At 58.7% G+C, this 17,189-nt stretch carries 16 protein-coding genes; 15 read left to right on the plus strand and 1 reads right to left on the minus strand.

All coding sequences use genetic code 11. The annotated features are described in order from the left end of the window. The first annotated feature begins 13 nt into the window (after positions 1-13). The 15 genes from nrfD to Q5H93_RS19405 all read left to right on the plus strand — a co-directional run bounded on the left by nrfD (position 14) and on the right by Q5H93_RS19405 (position 16,643). A complete protein-coding gene (nrfD, locus tag Q5H93_RS19335; RefSeq protein WP_305008302.1) occupies positions 14-1,477 on the plus strand; it encodes an NrfD/PsrC family molybdoenzyme membrane anchor subunit in 1,464 nt (487 codons plus the stop codon). Beyond that, positions 1,470-1,994: a DUF3341 domain-containing protein gene (locus tag Q5H93_RS19340; RefSeq protein WP_305008303.1), complete on the plus strand. Its 525-nt coding sequence runs from the start codon at positions 1,470-1,472 to the stop codon at positions 1,992-1,994. Before nrfD ends, Q5H93_RS19340 begins: the two co-directional genes overlap by 8 nt. Before the next feature lie 2 nt (positions 1,995-1,996). Then, on the plus strand, positions 1,997-2,737 hold the full coding sequence (locus tag Q5H93_RS19345) for a c-type cytochrome (protein WP_305008304.1): 741 nt from the start codon (positions 1,997-1,999) through the stop codon (positions 2,735-2,737). Between the two features lie 3 nt (positions 2,738-2,740). Then, positions 2,741-4,051 (plus strand): quinol:cytochrome C oxidoreductase, encoded by a 1,311-nt coding sequence (locus Q5H93_RS19350; RefSeq protein ID WP_305008305.1) that lies wholly within the window; start codon positions 2,741-2,743, stop codon positions 4,049-4,051. Positions 4,052-4,144: 93 nt separating this feature from the next. After that, positions 4,145-5,218, plus strand: coding sequence for a cytochrome c oxidase subunit II (locus tag Q5H93_RS19355; protein ID WP_305008306.1), 1,074 nt, complete (start codon positions 4,145-4,147; stop codon positions 5,216-5,218). 28 nt (positions 5,219-5,246) lie between these two features. Beyond that, on the plus strand, positions 5,247-7,133 hold the full coding sequence (locus Q5H93_RS19360) for a cytochrome c oxidase subunit I (protein ID WP_305008307.1): 1,887 nt from the start codon (positions 5,247-5,249) through the stop codon (positions 7,131-7,133). A gap of 102 nt (positions 7,134-7,235) precedes the next feature. Further along, positions 7,236-8,354, plus strand: a complete 1,119-nt coding sequence (locus tag Q5H93_RS19365) for a COX15/CtaA family protein (RefSeq protein ID WP_305008308.1) — start codon at positions 7,236-7,238, stop codon at positions 8,352-8,354. Between the two features lie 53 nt (positions 8,355-8,407). Beyond that, positions 8,408-9,259, plus strand: a complete 852-nt coding sequence (gene cyoE / locus Q5H93_RS19370; protein WP_305008309.1) for a heme o synthase — start codon at positions 8,408-8,410, stop codon at positions 9,257-9,259. Between the two features lie 98 nt (positions 9,260-9,357). Next, positions 9,358-9,942 (plus strand): cytochrome c oxidase subunit 3, encoded by a 585-nt coding sequence (locus Q5H93_RS19375; RefSeq protein ID WP_305008310.1) that lies wholly within the window; start codon positions 9,358-9,360, stop codon positions 9,940-9,942. Between the two features lie 21 nt (positions 9,943-9,963). Next, positions 9,964-10,722, plus strand: coding sequence for a cytochrome c oxidase subunit 3 (locus Q5H93_RS19380; RefSeq protein ID WP_305008311.1), 759 nt, complete (start codon positions 9,964-9,966; stop codon positions 10,720-10,722). Positions 10,723-10,835: 113 nt separating this feature from the next. Continuing rightward, positions 10,836-11,180 (plus strand): cytochrome C oxidase subunit IV family protein, encoded by a 345-nt coding sequence (locus tag Q5H93_RS19385; protein WP_305008312.1) that lies wholly within the window; start codon positions 10,836-10,838, stop codon positions 11,178-11,180. 3 nt (positions 11,181-11,183) lie between these two features. Further along, on the plus strand, positions 11,184-11,852 hold the full coding sequence (locus Q5H93_RS19390) for an SCO family protein (protein WP_305008313.1): 669 nt from the start codon (positions 11,184-11,186) through the stop codon (positions 11,850-11,852). Further along, positions 11,836-12,405, plus strand: coding sequence for a DUF420 domain-containing protein (locus Q5H93_RS19395; protein WP_305008314.1), 570 nt, complete (start codon positions 11,836-11,838; stop codon positions 12,403-12,405). The genes Q5H93_RS19390 and Q5H93_RS19395 overlap by 17 nt, the downstream gene beginning before the upstream one ends. 38 nt (positions 12,406-12,443) lie before the next feature. Beyond that, a complete protein-coding gene (locus Q5H93_RS19400; RefSeq protein ID WP_305008315.1) occupies positions 12,444-12,698 on the plus strand; it encodes a hypothetical protein in 255 nt (84 codons plus the stop codon). Positions 12,699-12,833: 135 nt separating this feature from the next. Next, positions 12,834-16,643 carry a sensor histidine kinase gene (locus tag Q5H93_RS19405; protein ID WP_305008316.1) on the plus strand — a complete coding sequence of 1,270 codons (3,810 nt, stop codon included), beginning with the start codon at positions 12,834-12,836 and terminating at the stop codon, positions 16,641-16,643. Between the two features lie 4 nt (positions 16,644-16,647). Here Q5H93_RS19405 and Q5H93_RS19410 read toward each other — a convergent pair whose 3' ends face one another. After that, positions 16,648-17,178 (minus strand): Uma2 family endonuclease, encoded by a 531-nt coding sequence (locus Q5H93_RS19410; protein WP_305008317.1) that lies wholly within the window; start codon positions 17,176-17,178, stop codon positions 16,648-16,650. Positions 17,179-17,189: the final 11 nt, after the last annotated feature.

A 17,189-nucleotide genomic window follows, 5' to 3' on the forward strand; every position in this document is an offset into this window, starting at 1 on the left:
TTTAGTAGTTCTTATGCAACACATATCAGCCGTACGTGAGCCGCTCGTAACCGGGGGCAAAACGTACCACGACGTAACCGCGGATATCTGCTACCAGGTAGAAGCCAAGCCGAACATCCGCTGGATGATGGCTTTCGGCGTGGCCTTGTTTTTCCTTGGTGTTTTCTTCTACTCAGTGTACCGCACGCTGTGGTACGGCATCGGCGAGTGGGGCCTGAACAAAACCGTAGGCTGGGCCTGGGACATCACCAACTTCGTGTGGTGGGTCGGTATCGGTCACGCCGGTACGCTCATCTCGGCCGTACTGCTGCTGTTCCGTCAGAAATGGCGGAGCTCCATCAACCGGGCAGCTGAGGCCATGACCATCTTCGCCGTAATCTGCGCCGCCATGTTCCCGGTGCTGCACATGGGCCGCCCCTGGATGGCCTTCTGGGTATTGCCGCTGCAAAACACCTACGGCTCGCTCTGGGCTAACTTCAACTCGCCCCTGCTCTGGGACGTGTTCGCCATCTCGACCTACTTCTCGGTATCGCTGGTTTTCTGGTACATCGGCCTTGTGCCCGACTTCGCCACCATCCGCGACCGTGCCAAGGGCCCCATCGCCAAAGTGGCTTACTCGATGCTCAGCCTGGGCTGGAAAGGCTCAGCCAAAGCCTGGTCGCGCTACGAAACTGTGTCGCTGATTCTGGCCGGCGTTTCGACCCCGCTGGTACTCTCGGTACACACCATCGTATCGATGGACTTTGCCACCTCGGTGGTACCGGGCTGGCACACCACCATCTTCCCGCCCTACTTCGTGGCCGGTGCTATCTTTTCAGGCTTCGCCATGGTACTGACGTTGATGCTTATCACCCGCGTCGTGTTCCGCCTCGAAGACTACATCACGCTGGAGCACATCGCGCTGATGAACAAAATCATGATGATTACCGGCTCCATCGTGGGCGTGGCTTACATCACGGAGTTCTTTATCGCCTGGTACTCGCAGGTAGAGTTCGAGCAGTACGCCTTTATCAACCGCGCGACCGGCCCGTACTGGTGGGCGTACGCCTCGATGATGACCTGCAACGTGATTACGCCGCAGCTGGTGTGGTTCCGCCGCGTGCGCTACAGCATTCCGCTCACGTTCATCCTGTCGATTATCGTGAACATCGGGATGTGGTTCGAGCGCTTTGTAATCATCGTGACTTCGCTGCACCGCGAATACATTCCGTCGGGCTGGGTGATGTTCTCGCCTTCCATCATCGACATCGGCATCTACGTGGGTACGCTGGGGCTATTCTTCACCCTGTTCCTGCTCTTCGCCAAGTTCTTCCCCGTGATTAACATGGCCGAAGTGAAGACCATCCTGAAATACACCGTGGACAATGGCCCGACCTATACCGGCGGCCATGGTCACGGGCACGGCCACGCGCCGGCTCATCCTGTCACCCCCGGTGTTCCTGCCTCGGCTCCCGTAACCTACAACCAGCATGACTAAGCGCTATGCCCTCGGCATCTTCGAGGACGAAGATGTTCTTCTGCACGCCATCGAAAACATTCGCGCTGCCGGCGTGAAAATCTACGATGTGTTTTCGCCCTATCCCGTCCACGGGATTGACGACGCGCTGGGCATTGAACGCTCGCGCCTGCCCATCGCCGCCTTCTTCTACGGCCTCACCGGCCTGAGCTTCGCGCTGTGGATGCAGATTTACATGCTGGGCTTCGACTGGCCGATGATTATCGGTGGTAAGCCGCACATCGCGCTGCCCGCCTTCATCCCGGTGTCGTTCGAGCTGACGGTGTTCTTCACCTGCCACGGCATGTCGTTTACGTTCTTCCTCATCACCAGCCTGTACCCGCGCTGGAAAACCAAGGTGATGGACGTGCGCGCTACCGACGACAAGTTCGTTATGGCCATCGAGCTGGACGAAACCAGCTCGCAACTCCCCCGGCTGACTCAACTGCTGCGCGATAACGGCGCTTCGGAGGTCAACCAAAAAGAAATGACCGAATAGTAATGATGCATCCGCTGAACCTGAGTTTGCGCGTGTCGGCGCTGCTGCTGTCCCTCGGACTGGCTTCGTCCTGTACGCGGGACCAAAACGACCCCGGCCTGGAATACGCGCCGGAGATGTACGAGTCTATCCCGTACGAGCCGCTGCGTCAGACCGGCTACAATACCATTAACGCCTTCGGCATCAACCAGCGCACGCCGGCTACCGGCACCGTGCCGCGTGGTAAGCTCAACTACTACACGCACATTCCTAAGGACAGCGTGAAAATTGCCGAGCGCGTGCTGCGTCAGCCTTACGCCTATTCAAAGGATAATCTGGAAGAAGGTAAGCTGCTCTACTCGCGCTACTGCCAGCACTGCCACGGTGAAGCTGGGGATGGCCAGGGTGCAGTAGGGGCGAAGTTCAAGGGGGTGCCGAACTATTCGACCGGTGCCTACAAAACCATGAACGACGGCCACATCTACCACGTTATTCAGTGGGGCAAAGGCCGCATGATGCCGCATGGCTCGCAGGTGAACCCCAACGAGCGCTGGAAAATTGCCATGTACGTGCGCGCTCTGCAATTGGGCAAAGGCGCTGATGGCGTGGCAGACATGATTAAAGCCGGGCCTACGACTACGGCCAGCGACACCGCCAGCACCGCTAGCAATGGCCTGACGCCGACCAGCCAAGCTGGCGCAAATACGGCTTCCGAAACGCCCGGTCAGGGCAATACCAAAGGACACAACGGCACCGCGAACTAAACTATGGCAACTCTAACGCATCACGAAAGCGCGACGGCTGAGCACCTGGTAGTAACCGACGGCGCGCGTAAAACCTTCTTTACCATTATCGGAGCCGGTGTACTGGTGCTGATTCTGGGCCTCGTCGCCTCCTTCATGGGCTGGGGCGAGGAACACCATGCGGCGGCTGGCCATGCTGCTGCGGCTGCTCACGGCGGCGCTCATCATGAGGGCAACCCCATCTGGGTGAAACGTGTGCTGGTTAGCCTCTGGCACAGCAACCTATACCTGGTTGGTATCTCGGTAGTTGGTACCGTATTCCTCGCAATTCAATACGTAGCCTACGCTGGCTGGTCGGTGCTGGTGAAGCGCATTGCTTCGGCATTTAGTGCCTGGTTGCTGCCCGGTGCGGTTATCATGCTGATTGTGTTCTTCGTTGGCAAGGCTGATATTTTCCACTGGACCCACGAGGGTATCATGGACAAAGGAAGCCCGAACTACGACCACATCATTGCCGGTAAAAGCGGCTTCCTGAACCTGCCGTTCTACCTGATTCGCATGGTGGTTTATCTGGCCATCTGGTGGTTCTTCTCGGAGCGTCTGCGTAAGATTTCGCTGGCCGAAGACCTGAATGGTGGTACGGCTTACTTCCACAAAAGCATTACTGTAGCTGCACTTTTCCTTGTGCTGTTCGCCGTGACTTCGTCGATGGCCGCCTGGGACTGGGTAATGTCGGTTGACACGCACTGGTACAGCACCATGTTCGGCTGGTACGTATTCGCCTCGTGGTGGGTCTCTGGCATTGCCGGTATCACGCTGACGGCCATTTTCCTGAAGCAGAACGGCTACCTGAAGTTTTTGTCGGCCGGGCACTTCCACGACCTCGGCAAGCTGATGTTTGGTTTCAGCATCTTCTGGACCTACGTATGGTTCGCCCAGTTCATGCTGATTTGGTACGCCAACCTGCCTGAGGAAGCAGTGTACTTCAACCAGCGCCTCGGCGGCTACAATGGCCACTATACCGGCCTATTCTTCTTCAACCTCATCATCAACTTCGTGTTTCCCTTCCTCGCGCTGATGACGCGCGATGCGAAGCGCCAGATGATTATGCTGAAGATTGTCTGCATCGCCATTCTGCTGGGCCACTGGTCGGACTTCTACCTGATGCTGATGCCTGCCACGCTGCAAGGCAACAGCGGCTTCCTCATCGAAATTGGCATCTTTGCCATCTTCGCTGGTAGCTTCATGCTGCTGATGACGCGTCGTCTGGCTGCCGCCTCGCTGGTTCCGATTCATCACCCCTTCCTGGACGAGAGCGTCCACCACACTACGTAATTCAATTAGTGCCTGGTGCTTGGTGCATAGCGGCTGATAACCATCAGCGGTAAGCGCCAAGCACTAAGCATCAAGCACTAAACTTAATACAAGATGACTGCTCTTACCATTGTACTGGTGTTGGTGTTACTGCTGGTCGTATTCGGCCTGCTGTTTCGCCTGCAAACCCTGACTTCCATTTTTTCCGGTTCGTTTACCCGCGATATCGGCATGAGCAACAGCGTAAACGCTGTATTGTTCATTGTGTTTCTCGTGGGCGGCGGCGCGTGGTTCGCCTACTCGTTTGCTGAGAACTTCAACAAGATGAATCCCCCCATTGCCTCCATCCACGGCCACGCCATGGAGCGGATGTTCTGGATTACGATGGCGGTGATTGGTGTGGCTTTTGTGATTACCCAAGCCCTGCTATTCTGGTATTCGTATAAATATCAGCATAAAGAAGGCCGTCGTGCTTACTTCTTCTCGCACAACAACACGATTGAGGTGGTGTGGACTATCATCCCGGCCGTCGTAATGGCCGCGCTGATTTTCGCTGGTTGGAAAGCCTGGACCCGCATCACTGGCCCGGCCCCCAAAGAGTCGGTTGTGCTGGAAGTGATGGGCAAGCAGTTCAACTGGCTGGTGCGCTACCCCGGCCGCGACATGAAACTGGGCGTAGTAAACTACCGCCTTATTGACGCCACCAATGAATTCGGCTTCGACCTAACTGATAAGTCAGCCCTCGATGACTTTACTGCTGGTGAAGTACACGTTCCGAAAGGCGTGCCGGTGCTCATCAAAATCCGCTCGCGCGACGTACTGCACGCCGTGTACATGCCGCACTTCCGGGTGCAGATGTACGCCGTGCCGGGCATGCCGACCCGCTTCTGGTTCACCCCGACTACGACGACCGACGAGATGCGCGCCAAGCTGGGCAACCCCAAGTTCGACTATGAGCTGGCCTGCAACCAGATATGCGGCCGCGGTCACTTCGCCATGAAACTGAAAATCGTGGTGGATGAGCCGGATGACTACCAAAACTGGTACGCCGCCCAGAAGTCTTTCTCGGAACAAAACCCCGACGTGCTGGCGTCTTTCAAGAACAAGCCCGCCACGATGGCTCCCGCCGCGGCTCAGGTAGAAGCGGCTGAACAGCCGGCGGCTCCGCTGGCCAGCATGTCTCACTAAGGGAATTTAACGCGCAATTAAGGTAGATATGGACACTAATAAACCCAATCTTTCGCCCGCGGTAGATGCCCAGGGTGGTATTGGAGCGGTACCCGTGCCTCACACCGAGCACGCCGACCACCTGCACCACGACGAGCACGACCACGAGCACCACGACCAGCACTGGCTGTGGAAGTACGTTTTCAGCCAGGACCACAAAATGATTGCCCGGCAGTTCCTCATCACGGGGATGCTGTGGGCCATCATCGGCGGTACGCTGTCGAGCCTGTTCCGTCTGCAGCTCGGCTGGCCCGAGGCCACGCTGGACTGGCTCAAACCGCTGCTCGGCCACTGGATTGACGCCGGCAAGCTGAACCCCGAGTTTTACCTCGCGCTGGTGACGATGCACGGCACCATCATGGTGTTCTTCGTGCTGACGGCTGGTCTGTCGGGGACGTTCTCGAACTTCCTGATTCCGTTGCAGGTAGGAGCGCGCGATATGGCTTCGGGCTTCATGAACATGCTTTCGTACTGGTTCTTCTTCCTGTCGAGCGTGGTGATGTTCTGGTCGCTGTTTCTCGAAACCGGCCCGGCTTCGGCTGGCTGGACGATTTACCCGCCACTGTCGGCTCTGCCACAAGCCATGCCCGGCTCGGGCGCCGGCATGACGATGTGGCTCGTGAGTATGGCGCTGTTTATCGTGTCGCAGCTGCTGGGTGGCGTGAACTACGTGACTACGGTTATCAACTTGCGCACCCGCGGCATGAGCATGAGCAAGTTGCCGCTCACCATCTGGGCCTTCTTCCTGACGGCTATCCTCGGCATTCTGTCGTTCCCGGTATTGTTCTCGGCCGCGCTACTGCTGATTTTCGACCGCTCGTTCGGTACCTCGTTCTTCCTGTCGGACATCTATATTGCCGGGCAGGCGCTGAGCAACCAGGGCGGTTCGCCGGTCTTGTTCCAGCACTTGTTCTGGTTCCTGGGTCACCCGGAGGTATACATCGTAATTATGCCCGCCATGGGTATGGTGTCGGAAGTACTGGCTACCAACGCCCGCAAGCCCATCTTCGGTTACCGCGCCATGATTGGCTCACTGATTGGCATCTCGCTGCTGTCGTTCGTTGTGTGGGCTCACCACATGTTCGTGACCGGCATGAACCCCTTCCTCGGCTCGGTCTTCATGTTCCTGACGCTTATTATCGCCGTGCCTTCGGGCGTGAAGGTGTTCAACTGGCTGGCCACTCTCTGGCGCGGTAACATCCGCTTCTCGGCCGCCATGCTGTTCGCCATCGGCTTCGTGTCGCTGTTCATTTCGGGTGGTCTGACGGGGATTATCCTCGGCAACGCTACGCTGGACATTCAGATGCACAACACCTACTTCGTGGTAGCTCACTTCCACTTAGTAATGGGTAGCTCGGCCTTCTTCGGTCTGTTCTGCGGCGTGTATCACTGGTTCCCGAAGATGTTCGGCCGCATGATGGACGAGAAGCTCGGCTACATCCACTTCTGGCTGACGTTCGCGGGTGTGTACCTCGTGTTTATGCCGATGCACTACGTGGGTATCGCCGGTTTCCCCCGCCGCTACTACGCCTGGACGGGCTTCGACGCCTTCTCGCAATTTGCTGATATGAACAAGTTCATCTCGGTGGCCGCCATCCTGGCGTTCTTCGCGCAGTTCGTGTTCGTGTTCAACTTCTTCTACAGCATCTTCCGTGGCCGTCGTGCCACCGAGAACCCCTGGAACTCGACCACGCTGGAGTGGACCACGCCCATCGAGCCCGGCCACGGCAACTGGCCCGGCGAAATCCCCGCCGTGTACCGCTGGCCCTACGACTACAGCAAGCCCGGTTCGGAAGCGGATTTCATCCCGCAAACCGTCCCGTATTCGCAAACGCAGTCGTCGAACCTGCCCTACGAGCAGGAAGTGGTTGACTAAGTAATTGCCTGACAAAGTCCCGAAGCGGGCCGCCTGACCGGCGGCCCGCTTTCATTTACTACCCGGCGGTTTTGTAGCCAACACCGCCTTTTTTGAAGAACAATGCAAGACGCTGCTGTTCGACGTTTCCGCTTCGTGGGCCTGCTGACGGTCGGGGCGGTTTACCTTCTAATCCTGGTCGGCGGCATCGTGCGCAGCACCGGCTCCGGCATGGGCTGCCCCGACTGGCCCAAGTGCTTCGGCACCTGGGTGCCGCCCACGCACATCAGCCAGCTACCGGCCAACTACAAGGAAGTATACACCGCCCAGCGCGTGGCCAAAAACCAGAAGCTGGCGCGCACCCTGCAAAAGCTCGGCTTCAAGCAGGTGGCGGGCGAGATTTTTAATCACCCCACGCAGTACATCGAAACCGACTTCAACCCCGTCAAAACTTGGATTGAATACGTGAACCGACTGCTGGGCGCGCTGATTGGGATTTTCGTGTTTCTGACCGTTGTGTTTGCCTTGCCGTACTGGCGGCGCGACGCGACGATTTTCTGGCTGGCCTTTGCCTCGTTCATTTTGACGGGTGTGCAGGGCTGGCTGGGCTCATTGGTAGTATCAACCAACCTGCTGCCGGTGATGGTGACCATTCACATGGCGCTGGCCTTGGTGATTGTGGCCATCCTGCTCTACGCGGTAGACCGGGCGCGGTGTGGGAGAGGAAATACTGTGCCCGCTTTTCAGCCATCAATACCGGCCCATGCGCCCCAATCCTACACCGGTCTGCAATTCGGCATCTGGGTGCTGCTGCTGCTGACTTTCGTGCAGATTCTGCTCGGTACGCAGGTGCGGGAAGAAATCGACATGGTGTCGGCGGCGGTGGGCTACACTGGCCGCGAAAACTGGATTGCCCGCCTGGGCCACGTATTCAACTGGCACCGTACCTTCTCGGCCATTGTGCTGCTGGCAAACGTGTACGTCGGCTACCAGGTGTGGCAACTGGCCCAACGGCGTCTGCAGCGACTGGTTGGAGCTACTATGAGCCTTATTGCGCTGGAAATCCTCGCCGGTTTCATCCTGGCTGGGTTCGCCCTGCCCGCAGCCGTACAGCCCATTCACCTCACGCTAGCCACCATCATTTTCGGTACGCAGTTCCTGCTGCTGCTGGGCGTGGGTGAGCTGCGAAAAGCCTCACAAATGCCCGATTCGCAGGGTGCCCCCCAACGCGTTGTTGCGTAACTTTGCAGCCCGGTTTGGCCCTGGCCCAATTGATTTCCCTAGCCCCATCCTTGATGAGTAAGGCCCGCGCCTATTTTCAGCTGCTTAAATTCCGGCTTTCGCTCACGGTGGCGTTTTCCAGCGCCATCGGCTACATGCTCGGGGCGCGGGATTTCAGCTGGCTGCAGGCGGCGTTGGTGCTGATAGGTGGCTTGCTCGTAACGGGCTCGGCCAACATCATCAACCAAATCCACGAAAAGGAGCTGGATAAGCTGATGAACCGCACCGCCAGGCGTCCGCTGCCGCTCGGTATCATCTCGCCCGCCGAAGCCTGGGTTTTTTGCGTGCTTTTGGGGGTAACGGGCCTGGCTTTGCTGGCTTACTGTTTCAACCCGCTCACTGCCGCGCTGTCGCTGCTGTCGCTTATTCTCTACGGCTTCATTTACACGCCGCTCAAGACGATTTCGCCCGTTTGCGTGGCCGTCGGGGCCATTCCGGGCGGGCTACCGCCGCTGATTGGCTGGGTAGCAGCCATGGGCTACATCGGCGTGGAGGCCTGGGTGCTGTTCGGCATTCAGTTTATGTGGCAGTTTCCGCACTTCTGGGCCATTGCCTGGGTAGCCGACGAGGACTATAAGCGGGCGGGCTTCAAAATGCTGCCCTCGCCGGGGAACCGTGACCTGCGCACGGCGTTTCAAATAATGACTTATACGCTGCTGCTCATTCCGCTCAGCCTGCTGCCGCTGGTGTTCAACATTTCCGGCAAATGGTCGGCGCTGGTGGCGGTGGTGTGCGGCGTGCTGTTTTTCCTGCTCACGGTGCAGCTCATGCGGCGGCAGTCGCGCAAGGCGGCACTGAGTATCATGTTTGCCTCTTTTTTGTATCTGCCGATTGTGCAGATTGCGCTGGTGCTGGATAAGTTATAATCAATGAGTAATGAACAATTGGCAATAAGTATTCTTTTGTTTCAACGCCTCCCGTTCATTGCTCATTGCCAGTTGTTCATTACTCATTTGACTATCCTATGAATCCCGAAATCCTGTCCGAAAAAGAAGTCGGCCTTGGCTGGCACCCGAAGCGCGTTATCCTGATTCTACTCATCTTCAGCATCGTGATGATGTTTGCTGCCTTCACCAGCGGCTACATTGTGCGGCGCGACGAGGGCAACTGGCGCGAGTTCGACCTGCCGGCCTCGCTGCTCATCAATTCCATCATCATTGCCCTGAGCAGCGCCACCATGCAGTGGGCCTGGTTTTCGGCCAAAAAAGACGAGCTGAGCCGCGTAAAAATCGGCCTTATGCTGACCTTGGCGTTGGGCCTGGCCTTCCTCGCCGGGCAGTTTATCAGTTGGGGTGACTTGGTGGCCGGGCGCACCTTTTTCGGCGGCGCCGATGCCAATCCTTCCGGCTCTTTCGTATACGTGCTCATGGGCGTGCACGCTTTTCACCTGATTACGGGACTGGTTTTTGTGGCCGTTGTGCTGCTGCGTACCGTTAAGTATCAGGTGCATTCGCGTGCCATGCTCTCCATTGGCAACGCTACCTTGTACTGGCACTTCCTGGGCGGCCTTTGGTTGTACCTGTATTTGTTCCTACTTTTGAACCACTAAAACGCCCTTTTGCTGTCTTCTATGGCCCACCACGCCCCCTCTGCTACCGCTACCCTCGATGCGCCGCGCACCGGCACCTGGGACGGCGGCAACGAACCCTTCAAAGCGAGCTACGGCAAGCTCATGATGTGGTTCTTCCTGCTCTCGGATGCCTTCACCTTCGCCGCCTTCCTGACTACCTACGGCTTCATCCGCCACAAGCACGAAGTGTTTGCCGGTCCCGGTAAGTTCTTCGCTAGCACGCGCTGGTGGCCCGTGCCCGACCAGGTTTTCAATGCTTTCCCCGGCCTGCACGGCGTCGATTTGCCGCTGGCATTCGTGGCCTTGATGACGATGATTCTCATTTTCAGCTCGGTAACCATGGTGCTGGCCGTAGAAGCCGGCCACCGCATGGACAAAGCCGACGTACAGAAATGGCTGCTCTGGACCATCCTCTTCGGCGCTACCTTCCTCGGTAGCCAGGCCTGGGAGTGGACCCACTTCATCCACGGTACCGAGAAAGGCCTGACGATGGCCGACGGCTCCGTGGTTCACGGCGCCAATCTGGCCGTAAATCAGTACGGCCCGGTGCTCTTCGCCGACCTGTTCTTCTTCATCACTGGTTTCCACGGCACGCACGTATTCTCGGGCGTCTGCCTGCTCATCTGGTGCTTCATCGCCACCACCAACGGCACTTTCCACAAGCGCGGCCACTACGAAATGGTTGAGAAAATCGGCCTCTACTGGCACTTTGTGGACCTGGTGTGGGTGTTCGTGTTCACCTTCTTCTACTTGGTTTAATCCTGTCATGCTGAGGAACGAAGCATCTTATCACGCTCCGATATTTCAGCTCAACTAACCTCTAACGGCGCAAACGGGATTAGATTCTTCGCTGCGCTCAGAATGACATTTTTATGGCTGCTCACGCAACTACTGACCACGACCTCGCCCCTGGCGAAATCGCCAAACCCAACACCGGCTGGATTTGGAAAACTTTCTGGGTGCTGGTGGGCATCACGGCCCTGGAGTTCGTGTTCGTGTTCTTCATGAACGCGGGCACGGCTCGCAATACCATCTTCATCATCCTCACCATCTTCAAGGCCTTCTTCATCGTGGCCGAGTTCATGCACTTGAAGCATGAGACGAAGGGGCTCATCTGGACCATTTTGGTGCCTACCTCGCTGCTGATATGGCTGCTGGTAGCCCTCATCACCGAAGGCTCGGCCATCGGCGAGGTGCTGGCCCACATGTTTAGCTAATCGATGCGGCCCCGCCAAACCCTGTTGCTGGGCCTTTTGCTACTGGTGCCGGTACTGGCCTTTTTGTTCCTGTACCGCTTTGGCACAAACCGTTACGCGCTGCCCACTTACCTGCCCGACCGCGTCGATTCGACGCAAGTGGTGGGTAAGTGGCGGCGCGATACTGTTTTTCACCAGGTCGCCCCGTTTCGGCTGCGCTCCTCCGCCGGCCGGGCCGTGAGCAGCGACGAGTTGGGCCGCGGCCTCTACGTGGCCCAGTTCTACAGCGACGATGCGGCCAGCCCTTTGGTAGCGCGCGAGCTGCTGCGGGTGCAGGAGAAATTCCGCCACGAGCCGGAAGTGCGCCTCGTCACTTTCGTGACCACCGCCCCGCCTGCTACTGCGCTCACCAAGCTGGCCGAGCAGTATGGTACCATCGCGGGCAAGTGGTTTTTCCTTACCGCCAATGCTGATACCCTGCAGCAGCTGCTGAAACAGGAGTTCCGCCTCACTGCCGACCCCAAGCGCCTGCCTGGTGCCGTGTACACCGCCAACGTGCCCGCCGGCCGCCTGCTGCTGGTCGACCGCCAGCGCCGGGTGCGCGGCATCTACGACGGCCGCGACGGCCGTGATATCGACCGGCTGCTAACTGAAATTACTGTGCAACTCTACGATTATGAGCACCCCCACTGAACAACTGCGCCCGCCGGTACTGGACCCGGCCGATTATACCCGCTACAAAATCATTATGGGCGTGCTGGGCGCGGTGGTGCCGCTGCTGGTGGCCGTGCTTTACTATTTCCCCGAAACCTTCCGCATTCCGGGAGCACAGGTGAAGTTTCTGCCGGCTGTGAATGCCGTACTCAATTCGCTGACTGCTGTGTGCCTGCTGACGGGTTTCTATTTCATCAGGCAGAAAAATGTGCTGGCACACCGTGCCATGATGGGCACAGCTTTCGCCTTTGGCGCGCTTTTCCTGCTGTCGTACGTGGCCTACCATTCGCAAGTACCTAGCACTCATTTTGGCGGCGTTGGCACCATCCGGTTGGTCTATTTCTTTCTACTGCTGACGCACATCAGCCTGGCAGTGGTAACGGTAGCACTGGTGCTTTTTACGCTATACTTCGCCCTTACCGGCCAGTACACCAAGCATAAACGCATTGCCCGCTGGACCTTTCCGGTGTGGCTCTATGTGTCGGTGACTGGGGTTATCGTGTACTTTATGATTTCGCCCTACTACACTTAAGCGGCGAACTTAACCACTTAAAACGTGTTCCATTACCTATGAAAAAGCACACGCTCCTCGGATTTTTTACTCTGGCTATTGCTCTGCTGCTCAGCCTGCTGCCAATGGCTTCGCAAGCCCAGTGCGTGATGTGCAAGACGCAAGTGGAAGCTGCCCGCGCCGAAAAGGACGACTACGACGTAACCGGCCTCAACAAGGGTATTCTCTATATGATGAGCATTCCGTATGTGCTGATGGGCGCAGTGGGCTATTTCTGGTATCGTCGCACGCACCCGAAAACGGCGAAAGCCTAACCGTCGGCCCGCAGAATAATTCGGCAAAAAGCCGCAAATGCCGCCAATTGGCGGCATTTTTGTTGCGCTTCAGTTTACGTGTTTCGAGTGAGCGACCTACTACCTGCGCGGCGTTGGGGACCATTAGCCTTGCTGATGGCCGCTTTGCTATGCTTCGCCGGTGGTTATCTCACCGGCCGCTACGGCCAGAACCCGGGCGTGGTGCAGCGCACCGACGTGACGCGCCTGCAACAGCTGGTGCGCACTGCCGAAGCCACCGCCCGCCGCGATGCCGATACCGTGGCCGCCCAGCTAGCCCAGGGTAAGTACGCTTTTGGCCCGCTGCTGGCCCGTAGTACCTACCCCACGTTCGTATTCGAAAACGGGCAGTTGCGCTATTGGTCTGATGCTACGCTGCGGCCGGAGAACGACGCTACCAGCGGCCCGGCGGCTGAGCGGATGGTGAAAAATGCCTTCGGGGAATTTCTGTTGTTGCGGCGCATGGCCGGGCGCTACCTGGTGCTGACGTACGTGCCGCTGAAGCGGCACTACGGCATCAACAACCGCTACCTGCGCGATGGTGGGGCCGAGTCGCTGTTTCGCGGCCTGGAATTGAAAGTGGTAACCGACAGCGCCGCCCGTAACTTACCGCGCTTCGAAGCCGCCGATGGGCGCTACCTGTTTTCCATCAGGCGCTTGCAGCCTAACCCGCTGACCGGGCAATACGTGCCGCTGGCGCTGCTGGTGCTGGGGATAGTGCTGTATGCAGCCGGCTGGCTGCTGCTGGCGCGCCGCTGGTGGCTGGCTGGTCGGGGAGTAGCAGCCGTGGCGGCGCTGGTGCTGCCCTTGGGGCTGCTTCGAGGAGTGCTGCTGTATCTGGGGCTACCGTACTCATTTATCGAGCTGCCGCTGTTTGACCCCCGGGTGTATGCGGTTTCGTTGTGGGCGCCGTCGCTGGGCGACTTACTGCTAAACTCCTTGCTAGCCCTACTGCTGGCGTATGGACTGGTGCTGCTGTGGGGGCATTTTCGCGTGCTGGCCCGGGTGCGGGCACCGCGTACGTTGCCGGGGCAGGCCTTGGCATTGGTAGGTATCGGCGCTGCATTTTGCGGATTACTGGCCTCGTTGTTTTCGTATTATTCCGACGCCTTCAGCAGCACGCAGCTTAGCCTGGACGTGACGCGCAGCATTCAGGTAACGGGCTTTCGGCTGGGGCTGGCCCTGGCGGTGCTGCTGCATACCGGGGCGTATCTAACAGCCTTATTTCTATTAACTCAACTGACGGGTGCGGTGCTGCAGCATTTGTCGCGCCGGGCACTGCTGCTGGGACCAGGGCTGGCGGCGCTGCTGGCGCTGGCGCTGGGCCTCACCCTAGGGCAGCCGTGGGTATTGCTGCTGGGGGTGTTGCTGTTGTTTGCGGCGCTGGTACGGGCTGTGGGGCTGCAAGCGGCCCCCACGGCGGGCAATTACCAGACGTCGGTGCTGCTGGTGCTGCTGTTGGCGCTGGCCTCGGCCACGGGGGCGCTGGCGCTGTACGGGCACTTTGAAAAGCAGCTGCTGCTCGATAAGCAGCAAATTGCCAGTAACTTGTTGGTTGATAATGACCTCCAGGGCGAGTTTCTGCTGGGCGAGCGAATTCAGGAAATTGCCGCTGACCCGTTTGTTCGGCGTTCCTTGCTCAGCGCGTTCAGCCAACCGGAGAATATCCGGCGGCGCGTGGCCCGGCAGTACCTCGGCGCTTATTTCGACAAATACGAAAGCAGCATCAGCCTCTACGATGCGGCCGGCCAACCCCTTGGTCGTGGTGAGCGCACCCCCTCGCTGGCGGCCTTGCAGGCTTATTTGCAAAAAAATGCCACCCAAACTGACCAGCCCGGCATCTACCTGCTACGCTCGGCTAATTCGTTTAGCTCGCGGCGCTACCTGGCGCTGGCCACGGTGGGGGCCCCGGCGGGCGGCGTCGGTCCGGTGCTGGGCACGGTGCGCGTGGAGTTGACTCTGAAGAAGCTAAGCGCTTACAGCGTATTGCCGGAATTGTTGGTTGACCAAAAGTTCTCCGAACCCGGCATGGCTACCCAGCTCAGCTACGCGGGCTACGACCACGGCCAGCTGGTGTACAGCGAAGGCGATTTCGATTACGGTAATGACTTTATGCCGGCGCGCTTGCAGGAGCCGCGCCTCTACAGTGGCGGCGTGGTGGTAAATGGCTTCCATCACCTGGCCGTGCGCGGCTCGGCCGGCCGCACGGTGGTGGTGACGACGGCCACTTACTCTTTGGCGGATTGGCTGGCCAATTTTTCCTTCCAGTTTCTGTCGGGGGCAATTTTCTGGCTGCTGCTGAGCAGCTTGTATCTGCTGGTGCGCGGCTCGGAAGCCCGGCGGCTCCGGCTCAATTTCAGCACCCGTATTCAGCTGCTGCTCAACGCGGGCATTGTGATTCCGCTACTGGTGGTGAGCGTGGCCACGGCCAGCCAGCTTATTGCCGCCTACCAGCGCGACTTGGCCAAAGCCTACGAGCGCCGCGGCCAGTTGGCCCTCGAAAGCCTGCGCCGCCGCCAGAACCTGCTGGGCGACTCGACCCGCCAGTCGCGCCTGTTGAGCGTGGTGCGCAACGTGGCCACACTCACCGAGACCGACCTGAACTTATACGATGCGCGCGGCGAACTCCTGGCCAGCAGCCAGCCGCTCATTTTCGAGGCGGGCCTGCTGGGGCCGCTGCTAAACCCTCAGGCCGTGGTGGCCCTGCGCGAGCGCGGCCAGCAGCGGGCCCTGCTCACGGAGCAGGCGGGTTCTTTGTCATTCAATGCCTTGTACCTGCCGCTTCGTGCCTCCAGCGGCAGCGTGGCGGGGCTGATTCGCGGACAGTCGGGCGGTGCCGCCGCAGCGGCCGATTCAAGCACTGCCGCTGTGCTGGCCGAGCTGCCCGGCACTGCCGACGAGTCGGCGGCCGCTACTGGCCCCATTGTCGGCTACGTGGGGATTCCGTTTTTCGACTCGGAGAAAGAGTTGAATACCAAGCTGACGGAACTGTTTACGACTATTCTTAACATCTTCACACTGCTGTTTCTGCTGTTCCTGGGGCTGGCTTTTGTGGCGGCCCGGCAGCTCACGGCCCCCCTCAAGCTCATCGCCGAGAAGCTGACCCACACCACCCTAACGGGCGAAAACGAGCTGTTGACCTACCAATCCTCCGATGACGAAATCGGCCTGCTGGTGCGCGAGTACAATACTATGCTTACCAAGCTCGAGGCCAGCAAGCAAGAGCTGGCCGCCCAGGAAAAAGAAGCTGCCTGGCGCGAAATGGCCCGGCAGGTAGCCCACGAAATCAAGAATCCGCTCACGCCCATGAAGCTGAGCCTCCAGTTCTTACAGAAAGCCATCAACGAGCGCCGCCCCAACGCCGAGGAGCTCATCGGCCGCATTTCTCAAACGCTCATCACCCAAATCGACGTGCTGAGCGACATTGCCACCAGCTTCAGCACCTTCACCAACCTGCCCACCATGCGTCCCGAGCGCCTCGACGTGGCGCCCATCCTGCGGCGCTGCACCGGCCTGCACCAGCCCGACGCCGCCGACGGCTCCCTGGATTTGAGCCTGCCCGACGATGCCGATACCTGCCGCTACGTCGTCTTTGCTGATGAAAACCTGCTGGTGCGCACTTTCAACAACCTGCTTATCAATGCCCGGCAGGCCGTGCCCGCCGACCGGATTCCGCACATTGCGGTGGCGCTGGAGACGGTGGGCGCGGGCAGTGTGCGCGTCACCATCCGCGACAACGGCGCCGGCATTCCCGAGGAAGTGCAGGAAAAAGTATTCGTGCCCAATTTCACCACCAAGGAAAGCGGCTCCGGCATCGGGCTGGCGGTGGCCAAGCGCGGCATCGAAAGCGCCGGCGGCAAAATATGGTTTGAGACGGTAGTGGGGGAGGGGACGACGTTTTTTATTGAGCTGCCGCTGGCAGGATAAGGCCTTATTCAGCAAATATTTCTTCCCATTCCAGCGCCAGACCTGGCAGCGTAGCCACGGGCACCGGGCCGGGCTCAGCGTACTCGGCCGATAGACGGTATTGCCCATTGTCAAGTACGTAAATGGCCACCGATTTTAAGCCCGGATACACTATCCAGTATTCGCTTACGCCGCTTTCCTCATAGAGGTCGAACTTAGTTTTGGTATCGCGGCTGGTATTGCCCGGCGACACGATTTCTACAATCCAGTCGGGCGCACCCAGGCAGCCACGGTCGTCAAGCTTGCTGCGGTCGCACACTACGAAAATGTCAGGTTGCACGACGGTGGTAATCTGCTGGTCGCTGTTGCCGCCGTTGGTGGTCAGGCGTACATCGAAGGGAGCAACAAATGCCTGACCGATACTGCCCTTAAGATACTGGCGTATGATATTGGTAATAGTTGACAACACCACCTGGTGCAACTGTTGCCACTTTAGCATGTTGGCATAAGAGAAAGTCCGGTCTAAGTCGAACTGACGACGGGTAGCGACTGTCATAGCAAACGGCT

Source organism: Hymenobacter aranciens (genome assembly GCF_030580865.1).
GTDB lineage: Bacteria > Bacteroidota > Bacteroidia > Cytophagales > Hymenobacteraceae > Hymenobacter > Hymenobacter aranciens.